This is a genomic window from Mucilaginibacter sp. (assembly GCF_041660805.1).
Lineage (GTDB): Bacteria > Bacteroidota > Bacteroidia > Sphingobacteriales > Sphingobacteriaceae > Mucilaginibacter.
On sequence record NZ_JBAZVP010000018.1, the window covers coordinates 1 to 26,031 of the forward strand.

Here is a 26,031-nt window from a genome sequence, read left to right on the forward strand (position 1 = left end):
TACAATAGGCCGTTATATTAAAATAAATACCCAGCCCGGCTATGAAAGCATTGCCTGTTAATCGTTTTTTTGCTACAATCCTCAAAATGTCGAGGTTAGCATTTTTAATTAAGTGGTTTAATCGCTAGTTCCTCTGTTCTCCAATTTGCAGGTGTAGCGGATAATTAATTATCTTTAATTTTTCACTAATTAACTATGAAATTGAAGCTAACTAACTTAATGCTGATGGGTGCATTGTGCCTGTCGGCCAATGTTTTTGCTGCTGAGGGCGGCAAACCTGTAAAAGGTAAATCACCAAACGATCCCCCTAAAAAATTCATTGACCCGGCAAACATGAATACCACCGTTAAGCCCGGCGATAACTTTTTTGACTATGCTAACGGCAATTGGATAAAAGGGAATGCCATACCGGCAAAAGAAACCCGCTGGGGAAGCTTCAACATTTTAAGACAAAGCAATACCGATAAGCTATTAAAGCTGCTTACAGAAGTTAGCGGCACAGCAGGCCACGCTAAAGGAAGCCTGAAACAACGTGTGGGCGATATGTACGCCAGCGGTATGGACAGCCTTACCATCGAGAAAAAAGGTTATACCCCTATTATGCCTGAACTGGCCCGGATAGATAAGATAAGCAGCCTTGATGATGTAGTAAACGAAATGGTTTACGAACGTGTTAACGGTATTGGCAGCCCGTTGTTTGGTTTTGGCGTTGGCCAGGATTCAAAGCATGTAGAAAAATACATTGTTAGCCTAAGACAAGGCGGCACAAGTTTGCCGGATAGGGATAACTATTTAAAGGATGACGCCCGTTCAAAAAAGATCCAAAACGCGTTAAAAACCTATATCACTACTTTGTTCACCTTAACTGGTACTAATGCCGATGCAGCCGCCAAAAACGCGGGCATTATATATGAGCTTGAAAAATCATTGGCTAAATCACAACTAAGCCGTGTTGCACAGCGCGACCCAAATGTTACCTACAATAAATTTTCTGTTGCCGATTTTAGCAAAACCACCCCGCATTTAAACTGGGTAAAATTATTACCTATGCTTAAGGTTACCGGCCAGGATACTTTATTGGTTGGGCAACCCGCGTTTTTTAAAGATGCTGATGCCCTGTTGGCTGCAACATCTGTTGATGATTGGAAAACTTATTTAAAGTGGAATGTTTTACAAGGATCGGCCTCAGCATTGAGCTCTCCATTTGTAAAAGCAAGCTTTGCTTATAACAGCGCGCTTAGCGGTCAACAAACACAAACACCGCGCAGCGAGCGTTTAAGCGGCCAGATAGATGGCTCACTTGGCGAACTGTTAGGTCAGCTTTATGTAGAGAAATACTTTACCCCGGCTGCTAAACAATACATGATAAACCTGGTGAACAACCTAAAGATCACCCTGGGCGACCGTATAAAGAACTTAGATTGGATGAGCGATGTTACAAAAGCACGCGCCCTTAAAAAGCTTGCCGCCTTCCGTGTAAAAATTGGCTATCCGGATAAATGGGAAACCTATGCGGGCCTTGTTATTGAGCGTGGCGATTATTATGGCAACCTTAAACGCATCTCTAAATGGAGATACAATTTCAATGTAACGCGTTTAGGCAAACCTGTTGACCGCAACCGTTTTGGGATGACGCCGCCAACGGTTAATGCTTCATACAGCCCAACTAATAACGATATTACGTTCCCCGCGGGAATATTACAGTTCCCATTCTTTGATTTTGGTGCGGATGATGCCGTAAATTACGGTGGTATTGGTGCTGTTATAGGCCACGAAATGACCCACGGTTTTGATGACCAGGGCCGCCAATTTGATGCTGATGGTACCCTGCGTGACTGGTGGACTAAAGACGATGCCGATAAATTTAAGAGTCGTGCAGATCAGGTAGTAAACCAATATAATGCCTTTACCGTACTGGATACCATGCACGTAAACGGCCGCTTAACCTTAGGCGAAAACCTTGCCGATCTGGGCGGATTGAACGTAGCTTACGCAGCATTCAAGAAAACCAAACAGGGCCAGTCTACCACAAAAATTGACGGCTTTACGCCCGATCAAAGGTTCTTTTTATCATGGGCACAGGTTTGGCGCGGGTCGCAACGCCCCGAGGCTGCTGCACAAAGGATCTTAACAGACCCCCACTCGCCAGAAGAATTCCGCACCAATGCGCCTATAACTAATATGGATGCATGGTACGCAGCCTTTAGTATACAACCCGGCGATAAGCTTTACAAAAAGCCGGAAGAGAGAATAAGGGTGTGGTAATCAGTAGCAAGTAATTTTTTAGTATAACAACAAAGCCTGGCATATAGCCGGGCTTTGTTGTTATGTTTACTATTTGTAATAAATATCATCCGGACTTACTGACCCCAACACTTTCGGGCTGAAAGATTATCTTTGTAGCTAATACAGATATGATAGTTCATCAATTTTACGATAAGGGTTTGGCCCATGCATCTTACGCGGTTATTAGAACCGGCCGCATGATAGTTATTGACCCCGCACGCGACCCGCAGCCTTACTATGAATTTGCAAATATGCACGGTGCTGATATTACAGGTGTAATAGAAACCCACCCACATGCTGATTTTGTGAGCTCGCACCTGGAGATCCACCAAACAACCGGCGCGGTAATTTACGTAAGCAAGCTTGCCGGCGCCGAATACCCGCACGAAACTTTTGATGATGGCGATGTTATTCAGATCAACGATATTAAACTAAAAGCCATTAATACCCCTGGTCATTCGCCGGATTCCATCTGTATTTTACTGGAAGACGAAAAGGGTAAGGATTGCGCTATTTTTACCGGCGATACCTTGTTTGCCGGCGATGTAGGCAGGCCTGATCTGCGCGAAAGTGCAGGTAACATCACCGCTAAGAAAGAGGAACTGGCGCGTGATATGTACCACAGCACCCGCGATAAGTTAATGGTGTTACCAAAAGAAGTAATTGTGTATCCTGCCCACGGCCCCGGATCATTATGCGGTAAAAGTATGAGCCCTGATCTGCAAACCACCATTGGTAAAGAACTGCGCGAGAACTATGCACTACAATTAATGGACGAACTGGCCTTTGTTAAAACCCTAATGGCCGACCAGCCCTTTATGCCCAAATACTTTGGTTATGATGTAGAGCTGAACAAAATGGGGGCGCCGGGCTTTATTCAAAGCGTTAACGCGGTAATAAAAGCCGATGCAGATATTGCTTTGGAGCATGATATATTAGTTATCGATACCCGCCCTTCAGTAGATTATCGCAATGGGCATATTAAAGGCAGTATTAATTTGCAGGATGGCGAGAAATTTGAGACATGGTTAGGATCTGTTGTTGCACCATATGAGTCGTTTTACTTACTGGCCGAAACTGATGAGGCCTTAGATATAGTTATCAAAAAAACGGCTAAAATTGGTTACGAAAGAAATATAAAAGCGGCTTTGCTTATACCTTCAAATGCTACAGAAAAATCTCCGGCAATAAATTTGGAAGACTTTAAAGCACATAAAGTAGATTACACTATAATAGATGCCCGCAACTGGGCCGAAATAAATTCAGGCAAACTGTTCACAGACGCACTTACCATTCCCCTGCCCGAATTAAGGGAGCGTATAAGTGAGATCCCTGCCAATAAACCCATTGTTGTACACTGCGCGGCGGGTTACCGGTCGGCTGCTGCCGCCGGCATTATATCGGCACAAATAAAAGCTGTACCGGTGTATGACCTGAGCGATGCGATAAAGCAGTTTTAGATTTGGTTGATAGATAATGGACAACGGTTAATAGTCGAAGAGAATTTCAGACTTGTGAAGAACTATTTACTATGTCTATGATCTTTTGCATAATCCATGAACTATTTACTATAATTGCCATGTGAATAAATCTGACGACGCAGTTGTAAAACGGATAAAAGTTATAGTGAAAGAGCATGGCGGCCAGCTGGCTTTAGCAAACGCTATTGGGGTTGACCAGGGCTTTATTAGTAAGGTTATTAATAAAAAGCAGGATATTAGCTACTACCTTATCCGTAAGCTATGTTTCCAGCTCAAATACTCTCCCGAGTGGCTTATTTTGGGCACCGGCGAAAAACAGATCCACAAACCCGAATCGGCCAAACTCATTACCGAGATACAAATGCTGCGCACTGAAGTTGATATTTTACATGCACGTATGCGTGCCTACGAATTGGAACTGCAGGAAATAAAGCACCATGCCAATAGCGACAAGCAAAAGGCTGGTTGAGAGCATTTTCTATTAGCACTTAACATTGGCTTAATATTTATAGTCTGTTATGTTAATTTAACGGTAACATTTAACTAACATTTGGATAATAGCTTTGCACTGATTAAAAAAAGTCACGTGAAAAAATTATTATCAGCACTTTCTATTTTATTTGTTAGTTCATTATTTACTATTCAATTATTTGCGCAAACTACAGGCAAAATTGGTGGTAAAGTAATTGATTCAAAAACAAGCGAAACTTTAATAGGCGCAACCGTTAGCATACAAGGCACCACCAAGGGCGTTGCTACCGATGTTGCAGGTAAATATTTATTAGGTGGCCTGGCCCCCGGTAAGTACACCATTGAAGTTAGGTACATTGGTTACCAAACCAAATCTATATCAGATATAGTTGTTAAAGCAGGCGAAGTTAGCGACCTTGATATTGCATTAGCCGCGTCAACATCTAAAGCACTTAATGAAGTTGTAGTACGCTCTACCTACAGGCAGGCATCAGTAGCTTCGTTATATGCGGTACAAAAAAACAGTGTGTCTATATCTGACGGTATCTCATCTGAGGTAATAAAAAAATCACCAGACAGGAACACTGCCGATGTATTAAAACGTGTGAGCGGCGCTACCATTCAGGACAACAAATTTGTTGTTATCCGCGGGCTGAGCGATCGTTACAATACGGCTATGCTTGATGGTGCATCGTTACCAAGTACCGAGAACAACCGCAAAGCCTTTTCTTTTGATATTGTGCCATCAAACCTGGTTGAAAACTTAACTATCACCAAAACTGCAACACCAGATCAGCCGGGCGATTTTGCCGGCGGTTTGATACAAATTTTCACAAAAGATCTTCCTGATCAAAACTTTATCTCTTTTGGTATCAGCCAGGGTTATAATACCGCTTCAACCTTTAAAGATTTCATAAGCGGCCCGCGTAACGCTACCGATTATCTTGGTTTTGATAACGGCCGCCGCCAATTGCCAAACGGCTTTGCATCGTCAACCCAAATCGCCAATGGCCTTACTGACCAGCAGAATCTTAACAATTTGCGTGCCTTGCCTAATGATTGGAACAGATATATTAATACTGCGTTGCCAACCCAAAACTATCAATTTTCAATCGGCAAGGTAAAAGAGAGTGAAAAGAGCGGCAACCGTTTCGGTGCTATCCTTGCGCTTACATATCGTAACCAGCAAAACATTTACAGCGATATTAAGCGCGATTTTTACGGTTACGATTACAGCGATGACGCCTATAAATTCAGTACAAGTGTGGGTGCCTTGTTAAACCTGGGTTATACCTTTGGCAAAAATAAGATCACCTTTAAGAATGTTTATAACAGGATATTCGACGACCAGTACCTTGGCCGTACAGGTCATAATAACTCAGGTTTTGATGTAAACTACTATGCGTTCGACTTGCAACAAAAAGCCCTTTTAAAATCGACACTGGAAGGTAACCACCCTATCGGTGAAAAGGGAGCCAAAATTAACTGGGAGGTAAGCTATGGAAACGTGCTGAACGACCAGCCTGGCCAGCGCAAAGCGCTTTACACCCGTGCATCTGGTACCGATAATCCATACCAGGCCGTATTGTCATCTCTTACCAAGGAAAACTCCACCTTATTTGGTAAGTTAAATGAAGACTCTTATTCGGGCGGTGTAAATTACAGCACACCGATAAAATTGTTTACACAATCAACTTTAAAAGCCGGACTTTTAAGCCTTTACCGCGACAGAAATTATGATGTGCGATTTATCGGCCCATTGTTTAGCCAGGAGGTTTTAAATGACCCTGATCGCGTTAATGAAATATCAAGGCGCCCGCTTAACAGGTTGTTCTCAAGAGACCTGATAGATGCAGGTGTTTACGATCTTAACGAGATCAGCAATATACCTTCAGACTCATACACCGCAAATTCACTTACCAATTCAGGTTATTTAATGCTTGATAACAAGCTTACAGAAAAACTGCGTTTGGTTTGGGGTGCCCGTGTAGAACAATTCAATGTAAATGTAACCCCGCTGGTTTACAGTAACGCTACAGATAAAGTTCATCAGAACTATACCGATATATTACCATCAGCCAACCTTACTTACAATCTTACTGATAAAATTAACCTGCGTGCTTCTTACTCCCGTACGCTGGCAAGGCCCGAATTTAGAGAGTTGGCGACATCATCATACTACGATTATGAATTGCTGGCTTTCCAGCAAGGTACGCCAAACTTAAAACGTACAAACATTGATAATTTTGATGTGCGTTTTGAGTTATTCCCATCAGCAGGCCAAATCTTTTCGGTTTCAGGTTTCTATAAAAAATTCAATAACGCCATTGAGGCTTATAATGATGATGCTACCTCTACACGCGTTATCCGTTACTTTAACAGCGATTACGCCAATGTTTATGGTGCAGAGTTAGAGGTGCGCAAATCACTTGATTTCATTATGCCGACAGCATTTTTAAAGAGTACTACCGCTTATGCAAACATTGCAATAGCTAAATCTGTAGCGCATAACCCTGTAAACTCCGGTCTGAATTTACAGTTTGCAGATCGCCCGCTGATTGGCCAGGCACCCTACGTTGTCAACGCCGGCTTACAGCATAATTTCTTTAACAACAATTTAACATTCAACGCTTTGTTTAACCGCGTTGGTCAAAGGTTAAGCATTGCCGCAGGCGGTCAGTATGCAAACGTATATGAAGTTCCGCGCAGCGTAATAGATGCCCAGTTGGGTGTTAAAGTTTTAAAAGGTAAAGGCGAACTGAAGTTCAACGCCGGCGATATCTTAAACCAGCGCATCTCCTTTTATTACGATCAAAACAATAACAAAAAGTACGATACCGGCGATTATACACAAAGCAGCTACAAACAAGGTTCTACCTACACTATGTCGTTCACTTACACACTATAACATTAACACAGTATTAACAACGGTTAACATTATTTAACACATACATAACTGCTTGCTAACATTAAGTTCAAGGGGCGTACGTTTCTTTGTAAAGAAAATTAAAAAACTGAAAATGAAAAAAATTCTATTATTTGCTGCACTTAGTGTAAGCATTTTAGTAACAAGTTGTTCTAAAAACACTGTAGACCCTGATAATGGTGGTGGCGGTGGTGGTGGTACTGAAACTGCTGTCGCAGTTACAGGCGATATTACTGCAAATACTACCTGGACAGCAGATAAAATATACCTGTTAAAAGGTAACGTGTTTGTAACAGGTAACGTAACATTAACAATCCAGCCGGGTACTATCATTAAAGGTGATAAAGCTACTAAAGGTGCTTTGATCATTACACGCGGTTCAAAAATTGATGCAACAGGCACTGTAGATAAACCAATCGTATTTACATCAAGCCAAGCTGTTGGTGCACGTTCCCAGGGCGACTGGGGTGGTGTTATCCTTTTGGGTAAAGCTCCTAATAATGCAGGTACTGCTATCGCTATTGAAGGTATCTCTGATGCTACCGATAAAGGGAAACACGGTGGTAGTGATGCTGCTGATAACTCAGGTACAATAAAATATGTACGTATTGAGTACGCAGGTATTCCATTGAGCCCTGATAATGAAATAAACGGTTTAACTTTTGGTAGTGTTGGTTCTGGTACTACTATTGATTATGTTGAAGTTTACCGTTCTGGTGACGATGCTTTCGAATGGTTTGGCGGTACAGTAAATGCTAAACACTTATTAGCTATTGATACCTGGGATGATGATTTTGATACAGATAACGGTTTCTCTGGTAAAATTCAGTTTGGTTTAGCTCAGCGTTTAGCTGCAACTGCCGATGTATCTGGTTCAAACGGTTTCGAGTCTGACAACAACGCTACAGGTACAAATGCTACTCCGCAAACAAGCGCTGCATTCTCTAACATGACTATTTTAGGTCCAAAAGAAACTGCATCTTTCACTGCTATCAATGCTAACTTCCAGCATGGCGCACAAATTCGTCGCAATTCATCTATCAGCATCCTTAACTCGGTAATTGTTGGTTATACTGAAGGCGTATTTTATGATGATGCCTTACCTGCAGGCAGCACAGTAAATTCATCAACCAATTTACTTTCTGGTAGCTCAGTATTCGCTAATAACCTGATAGCAGCCAGCAATAGCAAAAGCAATCAGATCAAAGCAACAAATGCTGCTACTTTAGGTTTAGTTACTGCTAAATTAACTCCAAACAATACCTTCTCTCCTGATGTGTATGCTGCAGCTATCTATACTGATCCTTATAAGTTCAGCGCTGATATTGCCCCTGCTGCAAGAGCTGGTGTTCCTAACTTCTTACAGGTTGCAACTTCACCAGCATTAACCGGTGCAGTTTACACAGATGCTAAAGTTACTGATGCATTCTTTGAAAAAGTTGCTTACAAAGGTGCTTTCGGTACAACTGACTGGACAAGCGGTTGGGCTAATTTTGATCCTCAAAACTTACCATACACTACCCCAGGTGCTGTAAAATAATATAAACAAACATTTTCTATACAAAAGCGGCTACCCACATGGGTAGCCGCTTTTGTTTTATACAAGCTTGGCGCTTATAAACGCTTATAATTATCCTTATCAAATAATTCTAATCCCATTCTAATCATCTGTTAACACAAACATAATATACAAGCTTGACTTTTGGAGGGATTTAATCCCCCAAAAAATGAAAAAGTTTTGCCTCTTCATTCTCACAACGTTGGTTGCATTGGCTGCCAATGCCCAAATCACCACATCCGTCATCAGCGGTAAGGTTGTTGACCAAAAAGGTGTTACCATGCCAGGCGTTACCGTATCAGTAGTAAATACAAGCACTGGTACCCGCTACGGCACACAAACCAATGCCGATGGGCGTTACACCATCCCCAACATTAATCCGGGTGGCCCTTATACTATAACCGCTACATTTATTGGTTATAATAAAGCCGAACACAGTGATATTACTCTTACATTGGGTAGCGCATCGTTCAACTTTATACTGGCCGATGCCACCACAGCCCTTAAAGAAGTTAGGGTAGTTGCAAACGGTGGTGCTACTAAAACAGGTGCAAGCACCCGTATTAGCCAAAGCCAGATACGTAATATGCCCGCCATTAACCGCAGCTTGCAGGATTTAACCCGCGCCACGCCGCAAAGCAACAACAACTCTTTTCAGGGTACCAACTACCGTTACAACAACGTAACGCTTGATGGTGCTATCAATAATGATGCTATTGGCTTTAGCCCATCATTGGGTGGCCAAAACAATGCATCGGGCCAGGTGGGCAGCAGTACACGTACCAGCCCGGTATCATTAGATGCTATACAGGATATACAAGTGCTGGTAGCGCCTTATGATATTAAGATTGGCAACGTATTGGGTGGTAGCATTAACGCTGTTACCCGTAGCGGTACAAATGATGTTACAGGCTCTGTTTACGGTTTTGGTCGCGGCGCTTTCATGGTAGGCCCAAACAATGCTAACAGGGCATCAGGTGGCGACGGTTCAAAACTGCCGTCAACTTTCTATGATTATCAAACAGGTATCCGTGTGGGTCTCCCGCTAATCAAAAACAAATTATTCTTTTTCACTAACGAGGAGCTTGCCCGCAGGCAGGACCCTGTTATTTCTGCAGCCGGTAGTGATGGTTCTGCAAAGATATTATCCCTGCAGGATGCTATCAATATTAAGGACAAAATGGCCAGTTACGGTTTTGATGCCGGCACATATGGAAATACTTCCATCTTTTCGCGCTCAAACAAATTTTTCAACCGTTTAGATTGGAACATTAACGACAATAACCAGTTAACTATCCGTAATAACACCATCACATCAACCGCTACTAATCTGGAACGCGATCAGCAGAACTTCCGTTTCAGCGGTATTGATTACACCTCGCATAACAATTCCAGCTCAACTGTTGCAGAATTAAAAAGCAGGTTAAGCAATAATCTGCACAACAGTTTGGTTGTTGGTTACTCTAACGTACATGATTACCGCGACCCTAACTCTAACCCTGCCCTGCCCCAGATAGAGATTACAGGCCGCACTCCGGGTACAACCATATTTTTAGGTACTGACCGTGAGGCTGCTATATTTGATATGCACCAGAAAACTACCGAGTTTACAGATAATTTGACCTTAACCAAAGGCAAACACACCTTCACATTTGGTACACACAATGAGTTTTACAACATCACTTATAATTTTGTAAATTCATGGAACGGCCGTATAGCTTACAGCAGCATAGATAATTTTTTAGCTAACAACCCATCGCGTACGCGTGCCAACTACAACTATATCAACAACACCCGCGATTATATATTCGCAAACCCTTCTGCACAATTTAACGTTGACTTGCTTAGCTTATACGGGCAGGATGAGATACACCTTACAGATAATTTTAATTTGACCGCAGGCGTGCGTTTCGACTATGCAGGTGTACCTAACAAACAGCCGCTAAGCGCAAAAACAACAGGCGCGCCGGTTGATCCTAACTACGGTACAACCTTTACTTATACCAAGCCAAGTGATATTAAACAAAATTATTTAGGTAATTTAGAGATTAACCCCCGCGTATCATTTAACTGGGATGTTAACGGCGACCAAACCTCGGTATTACGCGGTGGCAGCGGGTTATTTACCGGCCGTGTGCCTTTTGCATGGTTTGGTTATGCATTTTATAACAATGGGAATACTTACGGGGCTTATGACAAAAAACCAAGTGCGACAGCACCTATCACGCCCGGCACCAACCCTGTGCAGGCACCGGCTAATGGTGGCTTAGGCTATGTATTACAACAAAACAATCCTGCTGTTAATACATCAGCAAATGGCCCAACCCAAGTGGATTTGATAGACAATAACTTTAAAATGCCACAGGTATGGCGTACCAACTTAGCGTATGATTATACTACAGCCAACAGGTGGAAATTTACGTTAGAAGGTATTTACACCAAGGTTGTTCACGATTTAAAATTCCAACAGGTAAATACTAAGGACCAAGTTACTTACTACCCTTATGATACCCAGCACCAACAGCCAATATTTGTTAACCAACCAGTTAATCCATCATATACAAATGCCTACCTTTTATCAAATACCAACCAGGGTTACCGTTACAGCTTAACCGCGCAGATAGCCAAAAATTTCCCTTTTGGCCTGAACGCATCTGTAGCTTACACTTACGGGCATTCTAAAGATGTTACCAACGGTATCCGTAACTCAATGGAATCAAACTGGCAGTTAAATCAGGCGCTTAACCCAAACAACCCTGGTTTAGCTAACTCAAACTTTGATATCCGCAACCGCATTGTATCAAATATTAACTACATGGTTAATTGGGATAAAGAGAAAAACTACACCGCTAACTTTACTTTCTTTTTGAGCGCACAATCAGGTAATCCATTTACTTATGGTTTTTTACCAAGTGCTATTGACGGCACAGGCCAACAGGTTAGTTTAGCGTATATTCCTAAAGTTGGCGAAACAGCTAATTTCTTTAGCGATATTGCTGGTGGTGCCACAGCCGTACAACAAGCCGCAGCGTTTGATAGCTATATCAATAATAACAAATACTTAAACTCACGTCGTGGTCAGTTTACAGAGCGCAACGCGGCATTTACGCCATGGAACAATAACCTTGATTTCCGTTTTGCACAAGACTTTAAATTTGGCAACGGTAAGCATAAACAGGTTATAACCTTTACTTATGATATTGTTAACTTAACCAACCTGCTAAACAAAAGTTGGGGCCAGTATTATTTCTCGGCTAATACATTTAACTCAACATCAAGCATTGGTTTAACACCAAGCACAACCCCGGCTTTCACTGCCGCCGGTACAACCTATCCTAAGTATACCTTCACAAACCCGGGTGTACCGTACTCTGTTGATTTATTTGCTTCGCGCTGGCAAATGCAGTTTGGTTTGCGTTACGCATTCTAAACAAAAAAGCACTAATAAAATACAACGCCTCCGAATTTTCGGGGCGTTTTTTGTTTATATTGATTATTTTGCAGCCCTATGCAACAAACCCGCTGGTCAACAATTTTACCTCCAAAAGTGATTAACTGGTTAATGTTTATCTCCATCTGCTTAATATGGGGCAGCTCATTTATTTTAATGAAACTTGGGTTGTATGACGATGCCAGAAAACCTTTACTCACCGCTTCGCAAGTAGCGGCAATACGCATTATAACCGCGGGCATTGTACTTACACCCGTATTGATAAGGCATCGTAATAAAATACCTTTCAAACTTTCATGGTGGATGATATTCTCAGGTGTATTCGGGAGTTTTTTGCCCGCATTTTTATTCTGCATAGCCGAAACTAAAATAGACAGCGCACTGGCCGGTACACTTAATTCGCTTACCCCCATATTCGCTATTATTTTCGGGTTTATATTTTTTGGCAATAAGATACCATTGAGCCAGATAGCAGGCATAATTATTGGTTTTGGCGGTATAGTTTTGCTATATCTTATCCAAAAGCATACCGGGTACGGACAAGTAAGCTACGGCGCCTTGGTGATACTGGCCACCATTTTTTATGGCATTAACATAATAGTAGTAAGGCGATACCTTAATGGGGTGAGTCCGCTGGTTATTACGGCTTTTTCTTTAATATCAGTTAGTTTGCCATCGTTGTTTATTTTATGGCGAACAGGTTTTTTTAGCTTACCCTTATATCATCATGAATATATAAAAGCATGTATTGCGGTATGTACTTTGGGTATAATGGGTACAGCCCTGGCGTGGATGTTATTTTATGCTTTAGTACAGCGCACCAGTGTGCTTTTTACTTCTACCTCAAGCTATGGCGTCCCGTTTGTAGCTTTTGGATGGGGATGGTTCTATGGCGAAACCGTTACTATAGCCCAAATAGGCTGCCTCGTTATTATTTTAAGCGGCGTATATTTAACCAGGATAGATTTCAAAAAGTTTAAAAAAAAGCGGCTTAAGTCAATACCTTTTCAAGATCAGGCAGGTTTATAGCACCTACAGGTTTACCCTTCAATACCACGGTTAAAACTTCATCGCTTTTATGTAATTGCAGCCGGCCTTTAAATAACTGGCTTTGGGCTGATGACAGGAAGTGCTTAAGTACCGATCTGGTTTCTTTACGGCAGGCCAGTTCGTTGTGGCCATCTGTTATAATGAGGCGTAATTTTTTATCCTGCGGCTCAAACAACAGGAACAAACCATAAGAGAGTTTTAATTGCATCATATTACTATCTAACATACAAAATTATTTATACAACCATTTCATAAACCTCTGAAACTTTTTAACTTATCGTTTGTCCTAAATACATATTTCGCAGATACATATGACACCGATATTTTTCACTGTGGGACATGGAAAGTCCGTTAAAATTATCCCTAACACACAAGCACAGGTTAACGGGCACCCGGTATTAACTTATACCTACAATATTTATAAGAATGGCGGGTTGGATAACAAAGCCACGCTGCGCAGACAAGAAAGCGAACTACTGCTTGAACATAAACTCGACCCCAATTACCTTGGCTATATCACCTTTGAAGACCCCGGCAAAGTATTCACTTACACCGCCGACGGCCATGATGTGCTATCAGCAACCGAAATAGAGGAGATCATAGAAAACATATCGCATTACCGAGATCACCCCGGTTTGTGGCCGTTAAAACAGTAAATATCAGAGACAAGAATTTAGCATCAAGAGACAAGAATTGGAATAACTCCCGCAGTGTTCCGTCCCGCTAAAAGCGGAACAGTACCGGAACACCGGGTATAATATGGCTGTTGAATATAAAGGTTATAAGCCTAACTCTTTTTTGATTTTACCCGGTAATTTGGCTGCAATAAGCTGGTGCGATTGTTTAATATACTGTGTCCACTCCTGCTCCGTAAGGCTGCTGATATCGCGGGCAAGCACCCATTTGTAGCGGGCAATATAAGGCTGCGGTTCCAGCCCTTCTCTTGAAATGATCTCTTCAAAATCTTCGGCAGGCACCTTAAATGATGCCGAAGGCGGTACGCCATCCGGATAGGTAAACAAAAATGTTTTACCGCCCACGTTAAAGCACAAGTGCTCGCCCAGTTTTATGTCTTCTGTTACGCCCGGTAAACTATGGCAAATGGTTTGGAGGGTTTCTATGGTCATGAGTGATAAAATTGTGAGCTAAGGTAGTTTTATTAGCCAATTATACCAACAATGTAGATGATGGGTGATAATACCATAGGATTATATTTTCTTAAAAAAACAACTAGGTCATGCTGAATTTATTTCAGCATCCCATCAGAAAGGTTACCCATTTAAAGGCACATAGCTAAGCATGTACTTTACTTTGCCAGAGAGATGCCGATATACATCGGCATGACCCCTCATTTTATTTCTTCTCAACACCCATAGTGTTATCACCGTCCATAGGCTAAAGGCTGAATAACTCCTTCCTTCGGGAAGGGTGCGGCTGCCTGTGAAGTGGCGGGTAGGGGTTATTACGTTAATGCTTATTTCATAACCCCTCCCTGCACCCTCCCGTGGGGAGGGAATCGCACATATCCACCGCTTTGCCTTTGCTGCTGTTGTCACCCAACAGGCACGAAAAATAAAATATCAACAAATTATCACCCCATCAAGCCTGCGTCACAAATACATTTTGCATATCTGCATATTCGCTCATCTGCACATTTCCCCGTATCTTTGCACCTTTAAATTATACACCTATGTTAAAAGGATTTTTTAATGTTCCTGAGCCTGTTAACGAGCCGGTTTTAAACTACGGCCCGCGCAGTTTAGAGCGTGCTTCGCTTAAAGCAGCCTTACAGGAAGGCCGCGCCCAGCAAATAGATATACCTATGTACATTGGCGGCAAAGAGGTGCGTACCGGCACCCTGCGCGAATTGCGCCCGCCGCATGATCATCAGCATTTACTGGCTACTTACCACTGGGGAGATAAAACCCATGTAACCGCTGCCATTGATGCTGCCCTTGCCGCTAAGGCCGATTGGGAGAACCTGCCATGGGAGCAGCGTGCAGCCATATTTTTAAAAGCAGCCGAACTATTGGCCGGTCCTTACCGTGCTAAAATAAACGCGGCTACTATGCTGGGCCAAAGCAAGAACGCTTACCAGGCCGAGATTGACGCGGCTTGCGAATTCATAGATTTTTTGCGCTTCAATGTGCTTTACATGACCGAAATTTACCAGCAACAGCCACCTGTATCAGGCAAAGGTATCTGGAACCGTGTGGAGCAACGCCCGCTGGAGGGTTTTGTGTTCGCGCTTACGCCATTTAATTTTACGGCTATAGCGGGTAACCTGCCATCAAGCGCTGCCATGATGGGTAACGTTGTGGTTTGGAAACCTGCCGATACGCAGATATATGCCGCTAACGTGATCATGCAGGTGTTTAAAGAAGCCGGCGTTCCGGATGGCGTGATCAACCTGATCTATGCCGATGGCCCTGTGGTTGGCGATGTAGTATTTAACCACCCTGACTTTGCAGGTATCCACTTTACAGGTTCGACCGCTGTGTTCCAAAATATCTGGAAAACCATTGGTACTAACATTCATAAATATAAAACTTACCCGCGCATTGTGGGCGAAACCGGTGGTAAAGATTTTGTGCTTGCCCACCCAAGCGCCAATGCCGATGTGGTTAGCGTTGCTTTGCTTCGTGGTGCTTTTGAATACCAGGGGCAAAAATGTTCTGCCGCTTCAAGGGCTTACATCCCGGCTTCGTTATGGCCTGCTGTAAAAGAGCACGTTCAGCGCGAAATGGCCAGCTTTAAAATGGGCCCGGTTGAAGATTTTGAAAACTTTATTAATGCTGTTATCAGCGAGGTATCGTTTGATAAACTGGCTAAATATATTGATGATGCCAAAGCCGATGACAGTGTAGAACTGGTAGCCGGCGGTAATTACGATAAATCAAAAGGCTGGTTTATTGAGCCAACTGTTTTAAAAGTAACCGATCCTTATTATGTAACCATGTGTAACGAGCTGTTTGGCCCGGTACTTACGGTTTATGTTTATGAAGACAACCAATGGGACGAGATCCTGAACATTGTTGATAAAACATCTATTTACGCTTTAACAGGAGCCATTATATCACAAGACCGTTATGCAATTGCCGAAGCTACTTATCGCCTGCGCAACGCTGCCGGTAACTTTTATGTAAATGATAAGCCAACCGGAGCGGTTGTAGGCCAGCAGCCATTTGGCGGCGCCCGTGGCTCGGGTACAAATGATAAAGCCGGTTCAATGATTAACCTGCTGCGGTGGGTATCTCCAAGAACCATCAAAGAAACCTTTGATCCGCCTAAAGATTACAGGTACTCATTCTTGCAGAAAGAGCAATAAAATTCTTTGTAAAATATAAGCCGGGAGCAGTAATATATTGTTCCCGGCTTTTTTATGAATAAATATTTCGATCTTGTAGTGTTATTCCTTTCTTACAACCTTAACTAAATATAAACCTTTAAAGCATTCAGTTATGTGGGCTACCAATACATTATGGTTTGAAATAGCGATAGTAACTATCATGTTTTTGCTTGGGCACATTTTTTTAGGGCACTTTGAAGAGCGGAGCCCTAAATGGAGGAAGCTACTTAAATACGTATTTACGGTTATTATTGTCGTAGCTATATCTGTTTTGGCAGGAAGAACCTACGCCTTTCTTATACTCGGGCTTGCTATAATACCGGTATTGTATGTTCATGCCATTATGCTCCCTAAAAAAGGAATAAACGGGTGGACAGGTGAGCCAAAAGCCAGGTATTATGAATTTAGAGGCTGGAGTAAAAATATTTTCAACGACGATAAGAAATAGCCGCCCTAACTTATCGGGTACTATCCCGGCGACTGCTCAAACCTAAATACCTCATCCATTTTAGAGTTATTGTTTGTGCTTACCTTCATATCTTTTATAATACCGGTGGCCAGGCTGTAAACCCAACCATGCACATTCAATTCCCGCCCATTTTGCCACGCATTTTGCACTATTGATGTTTTGCAAAGGTTGCTTGCGTTCTCTATCACATTCAGCTCAACCAGGCGGTCGCCTTTGGCTTTTTCGTCTGTTATCCTGTCAAGTTCATGGGCATGCATACGGTAAACATCTTTAATGTTGCGCAGCCAGTTATCAATTAAGCCATATTGCTTATTAGTCATGGAAGCCAGCACACCGCCGCAGCCGTAATGGCCTACCACTATCACATGTTTTACCTGCAATACGTTAACGGCATAATCAAGCACACTTAACATGCTCATATCAGTATGTATCACCATATTGGCAATATTACGGTGCACAAATATCTCGCCCGGGTTGGTATTGGTTATCTGGTTGGCCGGTACACGGCTATCGGCACAGCCTATCCATAAAACAGGAGGCTTTTGTCCGTTGGCCAGTTTTTCAAAATACTGCGGATCTTCCTTTAGCGTATCCTCAACAAACTGCTTGTTGCCATCAAGCAAACTGTCATAAGTTATATGGCTGGTATCATGTATTAAGGTTGTTGCACACATAGGTTTATATTTTTATAAGATTGATGCGTTATTATGTAGTAGTTTTTCTTGAAAAAAATCGCGTTAGCTTATGTAAGGCCAATGGCGACAGATCATAGTACAAAATTGTTAAAAGTATTGCAGGTATAAAATAAAATATAGCAAAATCATACAGGTTAAACAGGTATCCGCCTGCTATACAGCCAAAAAAGTAAAAACCAAGTACCGTTAGGCGGATGTAAACCTTATGCTTTATAGTATCTGTTGCGCGTGATCTGGCATGGATCCAGTCGGCTATGTCGCCACCCAAATCTGTAAATAAACCGGTTAAGTGCGATGATTTGATCAACCCTCCTGATATGGTTGATACCAGGCTGTTCTGCATCCCCATTGAAAACAATATGGCGCCTATAACAACCTCGCGCTCTAACTGGGTTTCGCGGTAAAAGTTGTGGCCATAAATAGCAACAAAAAACAGGATAACAATCTCTATAATTATTGGGGTAGCATGCGCCCGGTAGTAACTTTTACCCTCAAAAGACCGCACAATATAGGTGGATAAAAACGCTCCGATAAAGAACATGGCAAGCCAGATAGCAAAAACCACTATCTCGCTCAGGTTTTGCTCAACCATATTGCGGGCAAGGTTTGCCACATGCCCCGTAATATTTGATGAAAATGCTAAAAAAGCCACCAGCCCGGCAACATTTGTAATACCAGATACCAATGCCGTTGATGAAGCGAGCATTAAATTACCCTGGAGTGTACGGTGCTCTTTAGATTGTCTTAACATTGATGTATCAATACAATAACATTTGCTTTTAAACATAGCAAATATATACTGCTTTTTAATAAAAACCCCGACTGTATAAATACAGCCGGGGAAATTACACATCAATTAACTAAATATACAGGTAGATGCAGGGGTAATTAATGTACTGCTATTGTTTCCAGGCCATCCAGCTCATAAACATAACCCAGGTTATTAGGGCTGCTGCTTGAAACGCCCAGATCTTTGATAAGGCCGGTGCTCAGGTTCACTATCCAACCATGTACCTGCAGGTCGGCGCGTTCCATCCACGCGTTTTGTACTATAGATGTTTTGCAAAGGTTATATACCTGCTCGCTCACGTTCAGTTCAACCAAACGGTTTATTTTTTGAGTTTCGTCCGTAATACGGTCAAGCTCATGGCTATGCAGGCGGTACACATCTTTTATGTGGCGCAACCAGTTATCAATCAGTCCAAATTGCTTGTTGCTTAATGCAGCAGCTACGCCACCGCAACCGTAATGGCCGGCTACAATAATATGTTTTACTTTAAGCACATTAACGGCATAATCAAGCACGCTAAGCATATTCATATCAGAATGTACACAAACGTTGGCAATGTTACGGTGCACAAATATTTCGCCGGGCTTGGTGCCGGTTACTTCGTTTGCAGGCACACGGCTATCAGAGCAGCCTATCCACAATACTTCGGGACATTGGCCCTTTGCCAATTTGGTGAAGTATTCGGGGTCTTCCTTTACTCTTGAGGCTACCCAATTACTGTTACCCTGTATTAAGGCATTATAGCTTTGTTTTTGAGCCAGTTTTATATTACCGGTATCTATAGCCGGTGTTGATCCATTTTTTTTATTTTCGTTGACAGACATGGCAGATTGTTTTTTTAAGGTTTGTAAATTAAATCTTTCAATGGGGGTATATCGTACCGCTCTTTAATATCCTGCAGTTGCACAATAATGCCTTTGGTATAAGCATTATGCTTATAATTCTCAATTATTTCCAATACATCGGGGTCAATATAGCGGGAGTGCGACCCATCAATAATTACATCACTACCTTTTGGCAGACTGGTTAATGTAATTTGTATGGCAGCTTTGTTTAAAAAAGACACCTCTTCGGCAAGCTTTATACGGATGGTGTTTTTTTCGCCATTTGGCGCTATGGTATAAAAGTAAGGGTTACGCAAGTTGGTACGGAGTATATAAAACACACCTACCAGCATACCAATACCCACACCTATAAGCAGGTCGGTAAGCACCACAGCAACAATGGTTACTACAAACGGTATAAACTGATCAAGCCCTTTATGCCACATGTGTTTAAACAACGTTATCTTGGCCAGTTTATAACCTACCGTTAATAATATTGCGGCCAGGCATGATAATGGTATTTTGTTTAACAATGATGGTATAGCAAGCAAACATATCAGCAATAAAAACCCGTGGAAAACGGCACTCATTTTTGTGCGCCCGCCGGCATTTACATTAGCCGATGACCGTACGATAACTGCCGTCATTGGTAAACCGCCCAGTAAACCGCTCACTACATTGCCAGCCCCCTGAGCAACAAGTTCGCGGTTTGTAGGCGATATTCTTTTAATAGGATCTATTTTATCTACAGCTTCAAGGCTTAAAAGCGTTTCAAGGCTGGCTACAACAGCAATGGTAAATGCTGTTATCCAAACCGCCTTGTTGCCTATAGCGCTAAAATCCGGAGATTTAAATAGTCCAAAAAACTCCTTTGTGCTGCTTACTAATGGTATCTGTACAAACTGTTTATCCAATAAGGCAAACTCGGTGCCTGTAAAAACGTATCCTAAAACCACACCAATAACCACCACCATTAGCGGGGCGGGTATGGCAGCAAGCTTTTTAACTTTTGGCCAGTATATCATCAGCGCAAGCGAAACAATGCTGATAACTACCGCACCATAATTGATTTTATTTAATGCGTTTAGTATTCCTGAAAAAGTATTACCGGTTTGTGTTTGAAAACCTTCATCGCCTTCAAAATCAGAATCAAAGCCTACCGCGTGAGGGAATTGTTTCATTATCAGAATGATCCCGATAGCGGCCAGCATCCCTTCAATTACTGCTGATGGAAAGTAATTGGCAATTGTACCCGCCTTTACCAACCCTAATATTATTTGAAAAGCACCTGCTATAACAACGCTTAGCAAAAATGCTTCAAACGAGCCCAGGTTAGTAATAGCGTTCAGTACAATTACGGTAAGGCCGGCAGCCGGCCCCGCAACACTTAGTTGCGACCCACTGAGCGTACCTATTACAATACCGCCAATTATACCCGATAATATACCTGAAAATAACGGGGCGCCTGATGCCAGGGCGATCCCTAAACATAATGGCAACGCCACCAGGAATACTACTAATCCGGCAGGCAGATCCTTTTTTAAATTTTTAGCGAGAAAATACTTTTTTAGGTTCAGACCGTCCGCAGACATCCCTCCTTGCTTAATTTGCATAATTGAGAATTTAGAAAAAAATGAAGTTTTTGAATAAACAGGGGCATAACATCTTCTCCATTAAGATGTAAACAGCACAAAGCGGTGCTAACCATACCTCAAAAAAGATACAGATAAGCTAACCGGCCCGGTTCAGAAAACCAGGCGCCAATAAATTATGCGTTGGGAGGCGGGGTAGGAACAACAGGATGATACACCTGCTTGTAAAGCGAGTTTTCTAAATTATGAAGAACATTGGTTTCAGTAATATAAGCAGTGTAGGCAATTATATGATTGATGTTCTCATCAAAAGATTTTTTATCCTTAAAAGAACTCTTTTCAAGGTCATCTTTTTCTGTTTTAGACTCGTTCTCAAGTTGCATTATAACCGCTTTAACGGTTTTGTTATCCATGCATAAAAACACCGGTGCAATAGATATAACCATCTTTACCATAAAGATGCTCATAAATAATACGGTTACAGAAATTTTGAAATCCCTTGTTCTCATGCGTTACAAATATAGAAATTTTTGTTTAAGCAAGACAAGTAAAGGGCCTTTAAACGTAATCTTACAATATAATTACTATTTTTAGCCAATTACCAATTATACCAGCTTGTGAATAAAAAGTTAGAGATACTTCAAAAAAAACGAGATCAGGCGCTTGAAGGTGGCGGCCGGGCACGTATAGAAAGTCAGCATAAAAAAGGAAAGCTTACCGCACGTGAGCGTTTACATTTCTTATTTGATGAGGGCTCGTTTCAGGAAATAGGCATGCTGGTATCGCACAGATCTACCGATTTTGGTATGGAGAAAGAAAAGTATCCCGGCGATGGTGTGGTTACCGGCTACGGTACTGTTAATGGCCGTTTGATTTACGTATTCTCGCAGGATTTTACCGTTTTTGGAGGGTCGCTTTCTGAAACCCATGCCGAAAAAATATGCAGGATAATGGATCTGGCCATGAAAAATGGCGCCCCAGTTGTTGGTCTAAACGACTCTGGTGGTGCACGGATACAGGAAGGAGTGGTTTCTTTAGGTGGCTACGCCGATATATTTTATCGCAATACCATGGCATCGGGGCTAATACCTCAAATATCGGCCATTATGGGCCCCTGCGCGGGCGGTGCTGTTTATTCGCCGGCCATTACCGATTTTATTTTGATGGTGGAGCATACCAGCTATATGTTTGTAACCGGCCCTAACGTAGTAAAAACCGTTACACATGAGGTAGTAACATCAGAAGAACTGGGTGGCGCAAATACGCATGCCACCAAATCAGGCGTAACACATTTTGCCTGTGCTAATGAGATAGAGGCTATACAGCATGTAAAGAAACTGCTAAGCTATATGCCTCAAAATTGTGAGGACCGTGCCCCTGCCCTGCCTTACGAGGTTAAAAACGAGGAACGCCCCGCATTAACAGATATATTACCAGAGAATATTTCGCAGCCTTATGATATCCGCGAAGTGATTGAACAGGTGATAGACAGTGGATCATTCCTGGAGGTTCATAAAGACTTTGCCGAAAACCTTGTTGTAGGTTTTGCCCGCCTGGCCGGCCGCAGTATTGGTATTGTAGCTAATCAGCCTGCGTTTTTAGCGGGTGTTTTAGATATCCATTCATCACAAAAGGGCGCACGTTTTGTACGTTTTTGCGATAGCTTTAATATACCATTGTTGGTTTTTGAAGATGTACCGGGCTTTTTACCTGGTACAGACCAGGAGTGGAACGCCATTATTACCAACGGTGCAAAATTGCTCTACGCCTTCTGCGAAGCTACCGTTCCGCGTATTACGGTTATTACCCGCAAGGCATATGGCGGCGCGTATGATGTAATGAACTCCAAACATATTGGTGCCGACATGAACTACGCCTGGCCAAGTGCCGAGATCGCGGTGATGGGTGCTAAAGGTGCGGCCGAGATCATCTTTAAACGTGAAATAACATCTGCCGAAGACCCTGAGGCCAAATGGCGCGAAAAGGAACAGCAATACGCTACCATATTTGCCAACCCCTACCGCGCTGCCGAGCGGGGTTTTATTGACGAGGTTATAGCCCCGGCAGAAACCCGCGTCAAGCTTATCCATGCCTTTAAAATGCTGGAAAACAAAGTAGTGAACAACCCGAAAAAGAAGCACGGGAATATCCCACTGTAAAGGAATTAAGATAAAAAACCACTGACCCCATGCTCTCCATCGAACAAATCCGCCCTGAGCTTACCTGGCGCCTGCGTAGGGAAGCCTTATACCCTGCCGAGCCCCTGCATGCTATGGAAATGGAAGAAGATAACCACGGTTATCATTTTGGCGCCTTTATGGATAATGCTTTAGTTGGGGTGGTATCGCTGTTTCAAAAAGATGATAACTGGCAGTTTCGCAAATTCGCGGTGAGCGATAAAGTACAGAAGCAGGGCATCGGCACACAACTGTTAAGTTATATTATAAACTTTGTTGAACGGGAGAACGGAATGCGCCTTTGGTGCAACGCCCGGCTATCGGCAAGAGGGTTTTATGCCCGGTATGGTTTTACTGAAACCGGTGAAATATTCCATAAAAATGGTGTCGATTATATCATTATGGAAAAGGATCTGCTATCAAAATAAAAGATCAGTCCGCCTTGCGCAAACTGATCCTTCATAACTAACTTTAACTAATTTTAACTAACTGATCTTATTATTAAGACGCCGCAAAGGTGCTGTTACCTTATTAAGTATATATTAACTAATCAATAATCTTTAAAGGCAGCGTAATTCCTATTCCTTCATATCATGAGCTTTATTATATTTGCATATATGGCTAACAAAGCTGTATTTTAAACAAATGGCTAAAAAGAAACCCGAAGCAGAACAAAAAACTACTATAGTTAATGAAACATCACTATCGTTTTTCGAAAAATATATTAATAACCCGTCGCCTACCGGCTTTGAATGGAAAGGCCAGCAACTATGGCTTGACTATTTAAAACCCTACATTGACGACTATTATACAGATAATTACGGCACCGCGGTTGGTGTTATAAACCCGCAGGCAGATTACAAGGTAGTTATTGAGGCACATGCCGATGAGATATCATGGTTTGTAAATTATATTACAAATGATGGCTTGATCTACGTTATCCGCAATGGCGGATCAGATCACCAGATAGCCCCTTCAAAACGTGTTAATATCCATACAGATAATGGCATTGTTAAAGCAGTTTTTGGCTGGCCGGCCATCCACACCCGTTTAGGAGGCGAAAAAGAAGAAGCCCCTACCCTTAAAAATATCTTTCTGGATTGCGGTTGCACCAGTAAGGAAGAAGTAGAAAAACTGGGTATCCATGTAGGTTGTGTTATTACTTACGAGGATGAATTTATGGTATTAAACAACCGTTATTATGTTGGCCGCGCGCTTGATAACCGTGCCGGTGGTTTCATGATAGCCGAAGTTGCCCGCCTGCTTAAAGAGAACAAAGTTAAATTACCTTTTGGCTTATATATTGTAAACGCCGTACAGGAAGAAATTGGCTTACGCGGTGCAGAAATGATTGCCCACCGTATTAAACCAAACGTTGCTATTGTTACCGATGTTACCCATGATACCAGCACCCCTATGATCAACAAGATCACCCAGGGAGACCTGTCATGCGGAAAAGGGCCGGTAATTTCTTATGCCCCGGCGGTACAAAACAACCTGAACAAACTGCTGATAGAATCGGCACAAAAAGCTAATATCCCTTTTCAACGCCAGGCATCATCAAGATCAACCGGAACTGATACTGACGCGTTCGCTTACTCAAATGATGGCGTCCCATCGGCACTTATCTCCTTACCACTGCGCTATATGCACACCACGGTAGAGATGATCCACAAAGAGGATGTAGATAATGTTATCCGCCTTATTTATGAATGCCTGCTAAACATACAGGCCGGCCAGGATTTCAGATACATCAAATAATTTAACATATTTATTGCTTTTCACACAAACACAAACTTAAAATACCCCATCTCAACTATGAAACCAACACTATTAATCCTGGCCGCAGGTATGGCCAGCCGTTACGGCAGCATGAAGCAAGTTGACGGATTTGGGCCTAATGGCGAAACAATTATCGATTACTCCATATACGATGCCATAAAGGCCGGCTTTGGTAAAGTTAGCTTTATCATTCGCGAAGAGTTTGCCGATAATTTTAAAAGCATATTTGAGCCCAAGCTAAAAGGCCGTGTAGAAACAGATTACGTTTTCCAAAGCTTTGACCTGGAGCCTTTTGGCATTACCGAAAAAATTGAACGTGCAAAACCTTGGGGAACAGCACACGCCGTTTTGGCCGCCCGTAACCAGGTAAATGAACCTTTTTGTGTTATTAATGCTGATGACTTTTATGGTTATGACGCATTTAAAAAGATGGCCGACTTTTTAACTACCGAGGTTGCCGACGATAAATATTCCATTATAGGATACCAGGTTGACAGGACATTATCAGACCATGGCTCGGTATCACGTGGGGTTTGTAAAGTTGTTGATGGTAAAATGGTAGCTATTGACGAGCGCTTAAAAGTGTACTTTAAAGAAGATGGCACCGTAGCTTATGAAGATGAAGGCCAGGAGTTCCCGCTGCCGTCTGATACCCGCGTATCCATGAACTTTTGGGGCTTTACACCGGCTGTTTTCAAACAAAGCGAACCTATGTTCAAGAAGTTTGTTGAAGCTAATAAGGATAACCCTAAATCTGAATTCTTTATCCCTTTAGTGGCCGATGAATTGATCAAAAGCGGCGAAGCTTCTTTTGAAGTAATCCCTACCGATGCAAAATGGTTTGGTGTTACTTACAAAGAGGATAAACCAATTGTTCAGAAAAGTATTTCAGAACTGGTGAATAACGGTGTTTACCCAAGCAATCTTTGGTCGTAATACGATTGGTGTTGGAAGTTGGTATTGCTAAGAAAATTCCTCTCTCAAGAGGGGGAGCGTAGATGGTGCGGCTGCAGGGGTGTGTTATTCACATACAAAGGACACACCCCTCCACCCCTCTCAAGAGGGGAATCGCACAACCTTCCGCTTCTTTTTAATGTCCCCAACACGTGTGGTCGCAATACAGCCATAAA

Annotated in this window: 21 protein-coding genes; 14 read left to right on the top strand and 7 right to left on the bottom strand. The window is 42.4% G+C overall.

Going from position 1 to position 26,031, the window contains the following annotated elements; genetic code table 11:
- The first annotated feature begins 195 nt into the window (after positions 1-195).
- From WC743_RS18975 to WC743_RS19005, 7 genes are all read left to right on the top strand, one after another.
- Positions 196-2,265 carry a M13 family metallopeptidase gene (locus WC743_RS18975; protein ID WP_373014503.1) on the top strand — a complete coding sequence of 690 codons (2,070 nt, stop codon included), beginning with the start codon at positions 196-198 and terminating at the stop codon, positions 2,263-2,265.
- 149 nt (positions 2,266-2,414) lie between these two features.
- The gene (locus WC743_RS18980) at positions 2,415-3,746 is read left to right on the top strand and encodes an MBL fold metallo-hydrolase (RefSeq protein ID WP_373014505.1); all 1,332 of its coding nucleotides are present in this window, start codon (positions 2,415-2,417) and stop codon (positions 3,744-3,746) included.
- 121 nt (positions 3,747-3,867) lie between these two features.
- Positions 3,868-4,236: a helix-turn-helix domain-containing protein gene (locus tag WC743_RS18985; protein ID WP_373014507.1), complete on the top strand. Its 369-nt coding sequence runs from the start codon at positions 3,868-3,870 to the stop codon at positions 4,234-4,236.
- A gap of 117 nt (positions 4,237-4,353) precedes the next feature.
- Positions 4,354-7,146, top strand: coding sequence for a TonB-dependent receptor domain-containing protein (locus tag WC743_RS18990; protein WP_373014509.1), 2,793 nt, complete (start codon positions 4,354-4,356; stop codon positions 7,144-7,146).
- A gap of 112 nt (positions 7,147-7,258) precedes the next feature.
- Entirely contained in the window at positions 7,259-8,704 is a 1,446-nt protein-coding gene (locus tag WC743_RS18995) for a hypothetical protein (protein WP_373014511.1), read from the top strand.
- 187 nt (positions 8,705-8,891) lie between these two features.
- Positions 8,892-12,152 carry a carboxypeptidase regulatory-like domain-containing protein gene (locus tag WC743_RS19000; RefSeq protein ID WP_373014513.1) on the top strand — a complete coding sequence of 1,087 codons (3,261 nt, stop codon included), beginning with the start codon at positions 8,892-8,894 and terminating at the stop codon, positions 12,150-12,152.
- Between the two features lie 78 nt (positions 12,153-12,230).
- Positions 12,231-13,202, top strand: coding sequence for a DMT family transporter (locus WC743_RS19005; protein WP_373014515.1), 972 nt, complete (start codon positions 12,231-12,233; stop codon positions 13,200-13,202).
- Here WC743_RS19005 and WC743_RS19010 read toward each other — a convergent pair.
- Entirely contained in the window at positions 13,165-13,449 is a 285-nt protein-coding gene (locus WC743_RS19010) for a hypothetical protein (protein WP_373014517.1), read from the bottom strand. The genes WC743_RS19005 and WC743_RS19010 overlap by 38 nt on opposite strands.
- Before the next feature lie 85 nt (positions 13,450-13,534).
- Here WC743_RS19010 and WC743_RS19015 point away from each other — a divergent pair, with 85 nt between their 5' ends.
- Positions 13,535-13,879: a hypothetical protein gene (locus WC743_RS19015; protein WP_373014519.1), complete on the top strand. Its 345-nt coding sequence runs from the start codon at positions 13,535-13,537 to the stop codon at positions 13,877-13,879.
- A 123-nt stretch (positions 13,880-14,002) separates the two neighbouring features.
- Here the strand turns inward: WC743_RS19015 and WC743_RS19020 are convergent, their stop codons facing one another.
- Positions 14,003-14,350 carry an MmcQ/YjbR family DNA-binding protein gene (locus tag WC743_RS19020; protein WP_373014521.1) on the bottom strand — a complete coding sequence of 116 codons (348 nt, stop codon included), beginning with the start codon at positions 14,348-14,350 and terminating at the stop codon, positions 14,003-14,005.
- 563 nt (positions 14,351-14,913) lie between these two features.
- Between WC743_RS19020 and pruA the strand changes: the two genes are divergently transcribed.
- Both pruA and WC743_RS19030 read left to right on the top strand, forming a co-directional pair.
- On the top strand, positions 14,914-16,551 hold the full coding sequence (pruA, locus tag WC743_RS19025) for an L-glutamate gamma-semialdehyde dehydrogenase (RefSeq protein WP_373014523.1): 1,638 nt from the start codon (positions 14,914-14,916) through the stop codon (positions 16,549-16,551).
- A 133-nt stretch (positions 16,552-16,684) separates the two neighbouring features.
- Positions 16,685-17,020: a hypothetical protein gene (locus WC743_RS19030; RefSeq protein WP_373014525.1), complete on the top strand. Its 336-nt coding sequence runs from the start codon at positions 16,685-16,687 to the stop codon at positions 17,018-17,020.
- 20 nt (positions 17,021-17,040) lie between these two features.
- Here the strand turns inward: WC743_RS19030 and WC743_RS19035 are convergent, their stop codons facing one another.
- The 5 genes from WC743_RS19035 to WC743_RS19055 all read right to left on the bottom strand — a co-directional run bounded on the left by WC743_RS19035 (position 17,041) and on the right by WC743_RS19055 (position 21,409).
- Entirely contained in the window at positions 17,041-17,715 is a 675-nt protein-coding gene (locus tag WC743_RS19035) for a carbonic anhydrase (RefSeq protein ID WP_373014527.1), read from the bottom strand.
- Positions 17,716-17,746: 31 nt separating this feature from the next.
- Entirely contained in the window at positions 17,747-18,487 is a 741-nt protein-coding gene (locus WC743_RS19040; RefSeq protein ID WP_373014528.1) for a YoaK family protein, read from the bottom strand.
- Between the two features lie 137 nt (positions 18,488-18,624).
- Entirely contained in the window at positions 18,625-19,350 is a 726-nt protein-coding gene (can, locus tag WC743_RS19045) for a carbonate dehydratase (RefSeq protein ID WP_373014530.1), read from the bottom strand.
- A 14-nt stretch (positions 19,351-19,364) separates the two neighbouring features.
- Positions 19,365-20,963, bottom strand: coding sequence for a SulP family inorganic anion transporter (locus tag WC743_RS19050; protein WP_373014532.1), 1,599 nt, complete (start codon positions 20,961-20,963; stop codon positions 19,365-19,367).
- Between the two features lie 155 nt (positions 20,964-21,118).
- On the bottom strand, positions 21,119-21,409 hold the full coding sequence (locus WC743_RS19055) for a hypothetical protein (protein WP_373014534.1): 291 nt from the start codon (positions 21,407-21,409) through the stop codon (positions 21,119-21,121).
- A gap of 150 nt (positions 21,410-21,559) precedes the next feature.
- Between WC743_RS19055 and WC743_RS19060 the strand changes: the two genes are divergently transcribed.
- The 4 genes from WC743_RS19060 to WC743_RS19075 all read left to right on the top strand — a co-directional run bounded on the left by WC743_RS19060 (position 21,560) and on the right by WC743_RS19075 (position 25,837).
- Positions 21,560-23,101 carry an acyl-CoA carboxylase subunit beta gene (locus WC743_RS19060; RefSeq protein WP_373014535.1) on the top strand — a complete coding sequence of 514 codons (1,542 nt, stop codon included), beginning with the start codon at positions 21,560-21,562 and terminating at the stop codon, positions 23,099-23,101.
- Positions 23,102-23,130: 29 nt separating this feature from the next.
- Positions 23,131-23,547: a GNAT family N-acetyltransferase gene (locus WC743_RS19065; RefSeq protein WP_373014537.1), complete on the top strand. Its 417-nt coding sequence runs from the start codon at positions 23,131-23,133 to the stop codon at positions 23,545-23,547.
- Positions 23,548-23,764: 217 nt separating this feature from the next.
- Positions 23,765-24,880 (top strand): M42 family metallopeptidase, encoded by a 1,116-nt coding sequence (locus tag WC743_RS19070; protein ID WP_373014539.1) that lies wholly within the window; start codon positions 23,765-23,767, stop codon positions 24,878-24,880.
- Between the two features lie 57 nt (positions 24,881-24,937).
- Positions 24,938-25,837: an NDP-sugar synthase gene (locus WC743_RS19075; protein WP_373014540.1), complete on the top strand. Its 900-nt coding sequence runs from the start codon at positions 24,938-24,940 to the stop codon at positions 25,835-25,837.
- The last annotated feature ends 194 nt before the right edge of the window (positions 25,838-26,031 follow it).

Excerpts from the sequence above, each read along its gene's own strand:
- WC743_RS18975 (WP_373014503.1), top strand. The coding sequence starts at position 196 with ATGAAATTGAAGCTAACTAACTTAATGCTGATGGGTGCATTGTGCCTG.
- WC743_RS18980 (WP_373014505.1), top strand. The coding sequence starts at position 2,415 with ATGATAGTTCATCAATTTTACGATAAGGGTTTGGCCCATGCATCTTAC.
- WC743_RS18995 (WP_373014511.1), top strand. The coding sequence starts at position 7,259 with ATGAAAAAAATTCTATTATTTGCTGCACTTAGTGTAAGCATTTTAGTA.
- WC743_RS19000 (WP_373014513.1), top strand. The coding sequence starts at position 8,892 with ATGAAAAAGTTTTGCCTCTTCATTCTCACAACGTTGGTTGCATTGGCT.
- WC743_RS19005 (WP_373014515.1), top strand. The coding sequence starts at position 12,231 with ATGCAACAAACCCGCTGGTCAACAATTTTACCTCCAAAAGTGATTAAC.
- WC743_RS19010 (WP_373014517.1), bottom strand. The coding sequence starts at position 13,449 with ATGTTAGATAGTAATATGATGCAATTAAAACTCTCTTATGGTTTGTTC.
- WC743_RS19015 (WP_373014519.1), top strand. The coding sequence starts at position 13,535 with ATGACACCGATATTTTTCACTGTGGGACATGGAAAGTCCGTTAAAATT.
- WC743_RS19020 (WP_373014521.1), bottom strand. The coding sequence starts at position 14,350 with ATGACCATAGAAACCCTCCAAACCATTTGCCATAGTTTACCGGGCGTA.
- pruA (WP_373014523.1), top strand. The coding sequence starts at position 14,914 with ATGTTAAAAGGATTTTTTAATGTTCCTGAGCCTGTTAACGAGCCGGTT.
- WC743_RS19030 (WP_373014525.1), top strand. The coding sequence starts at position 16,685 with ATGTGGGCTACCAATACATTATGGTTTGAAATAGCGATAGTAACTATC.
- WC743_RS19035 (WP_373014527.1), bottom strand. The coding sequence starts at position 17,715 with ATGTGTGCAACAACCTTAATACATGATACCAGCCATATAACTTATGAC.
- WC743_RS19040 (WP_373014528.1), bottom strand. The coding sequence starts at position 18,487 with ATGTTAAGACAATCTAAAGAGCACCGTACACTCCAGGGTAATTTAATG.
- can (WP_373014530.1), bottom strand. The coding sequence starts at position 19,350 with ATGTCTGTCAACGAAAATAAAAAAAATGGATCAACACCGGCTATAGAT.
- WC743_RS19050 (WP_373014532.1), bottom strand. The coding sequence starts at position 20,963 with ATGCAAATTAAGCAAGGAGGGATGTCTGCGGACGGTCTGAACCTAAAA.
- WC743_RS19055 (WP_373014534.1), bottom strand. The coding sequence starts at position 21,409 with ATGAGCATCTTTATGGTAAAGATGGTTATATCTATTGCACCGGTGTTT.
- WC743_RS19065 (WP_373014537.1), top strand. The coding sequence starts at position 23,131 with ATGCTCTCCATCGAACAAATCCGCCCTGAGCTTACCTGGCGCCTGCGT.
- WC743_RS19070 (WP_373014539.1), top strand. The coding sequence starts at position 23,765 with ATGGCTAAAAAGAAACCCGAAGCAGAACAAAAAACTACTATAGTTAAT.
- WC743_RS19075 (WP_373014540.1), top strand. The coding sequence starts at position 24,938 with ATGAAACCAACACTATTAATCCTGGCCGCAGGTATGGCCAGCCGTTAC.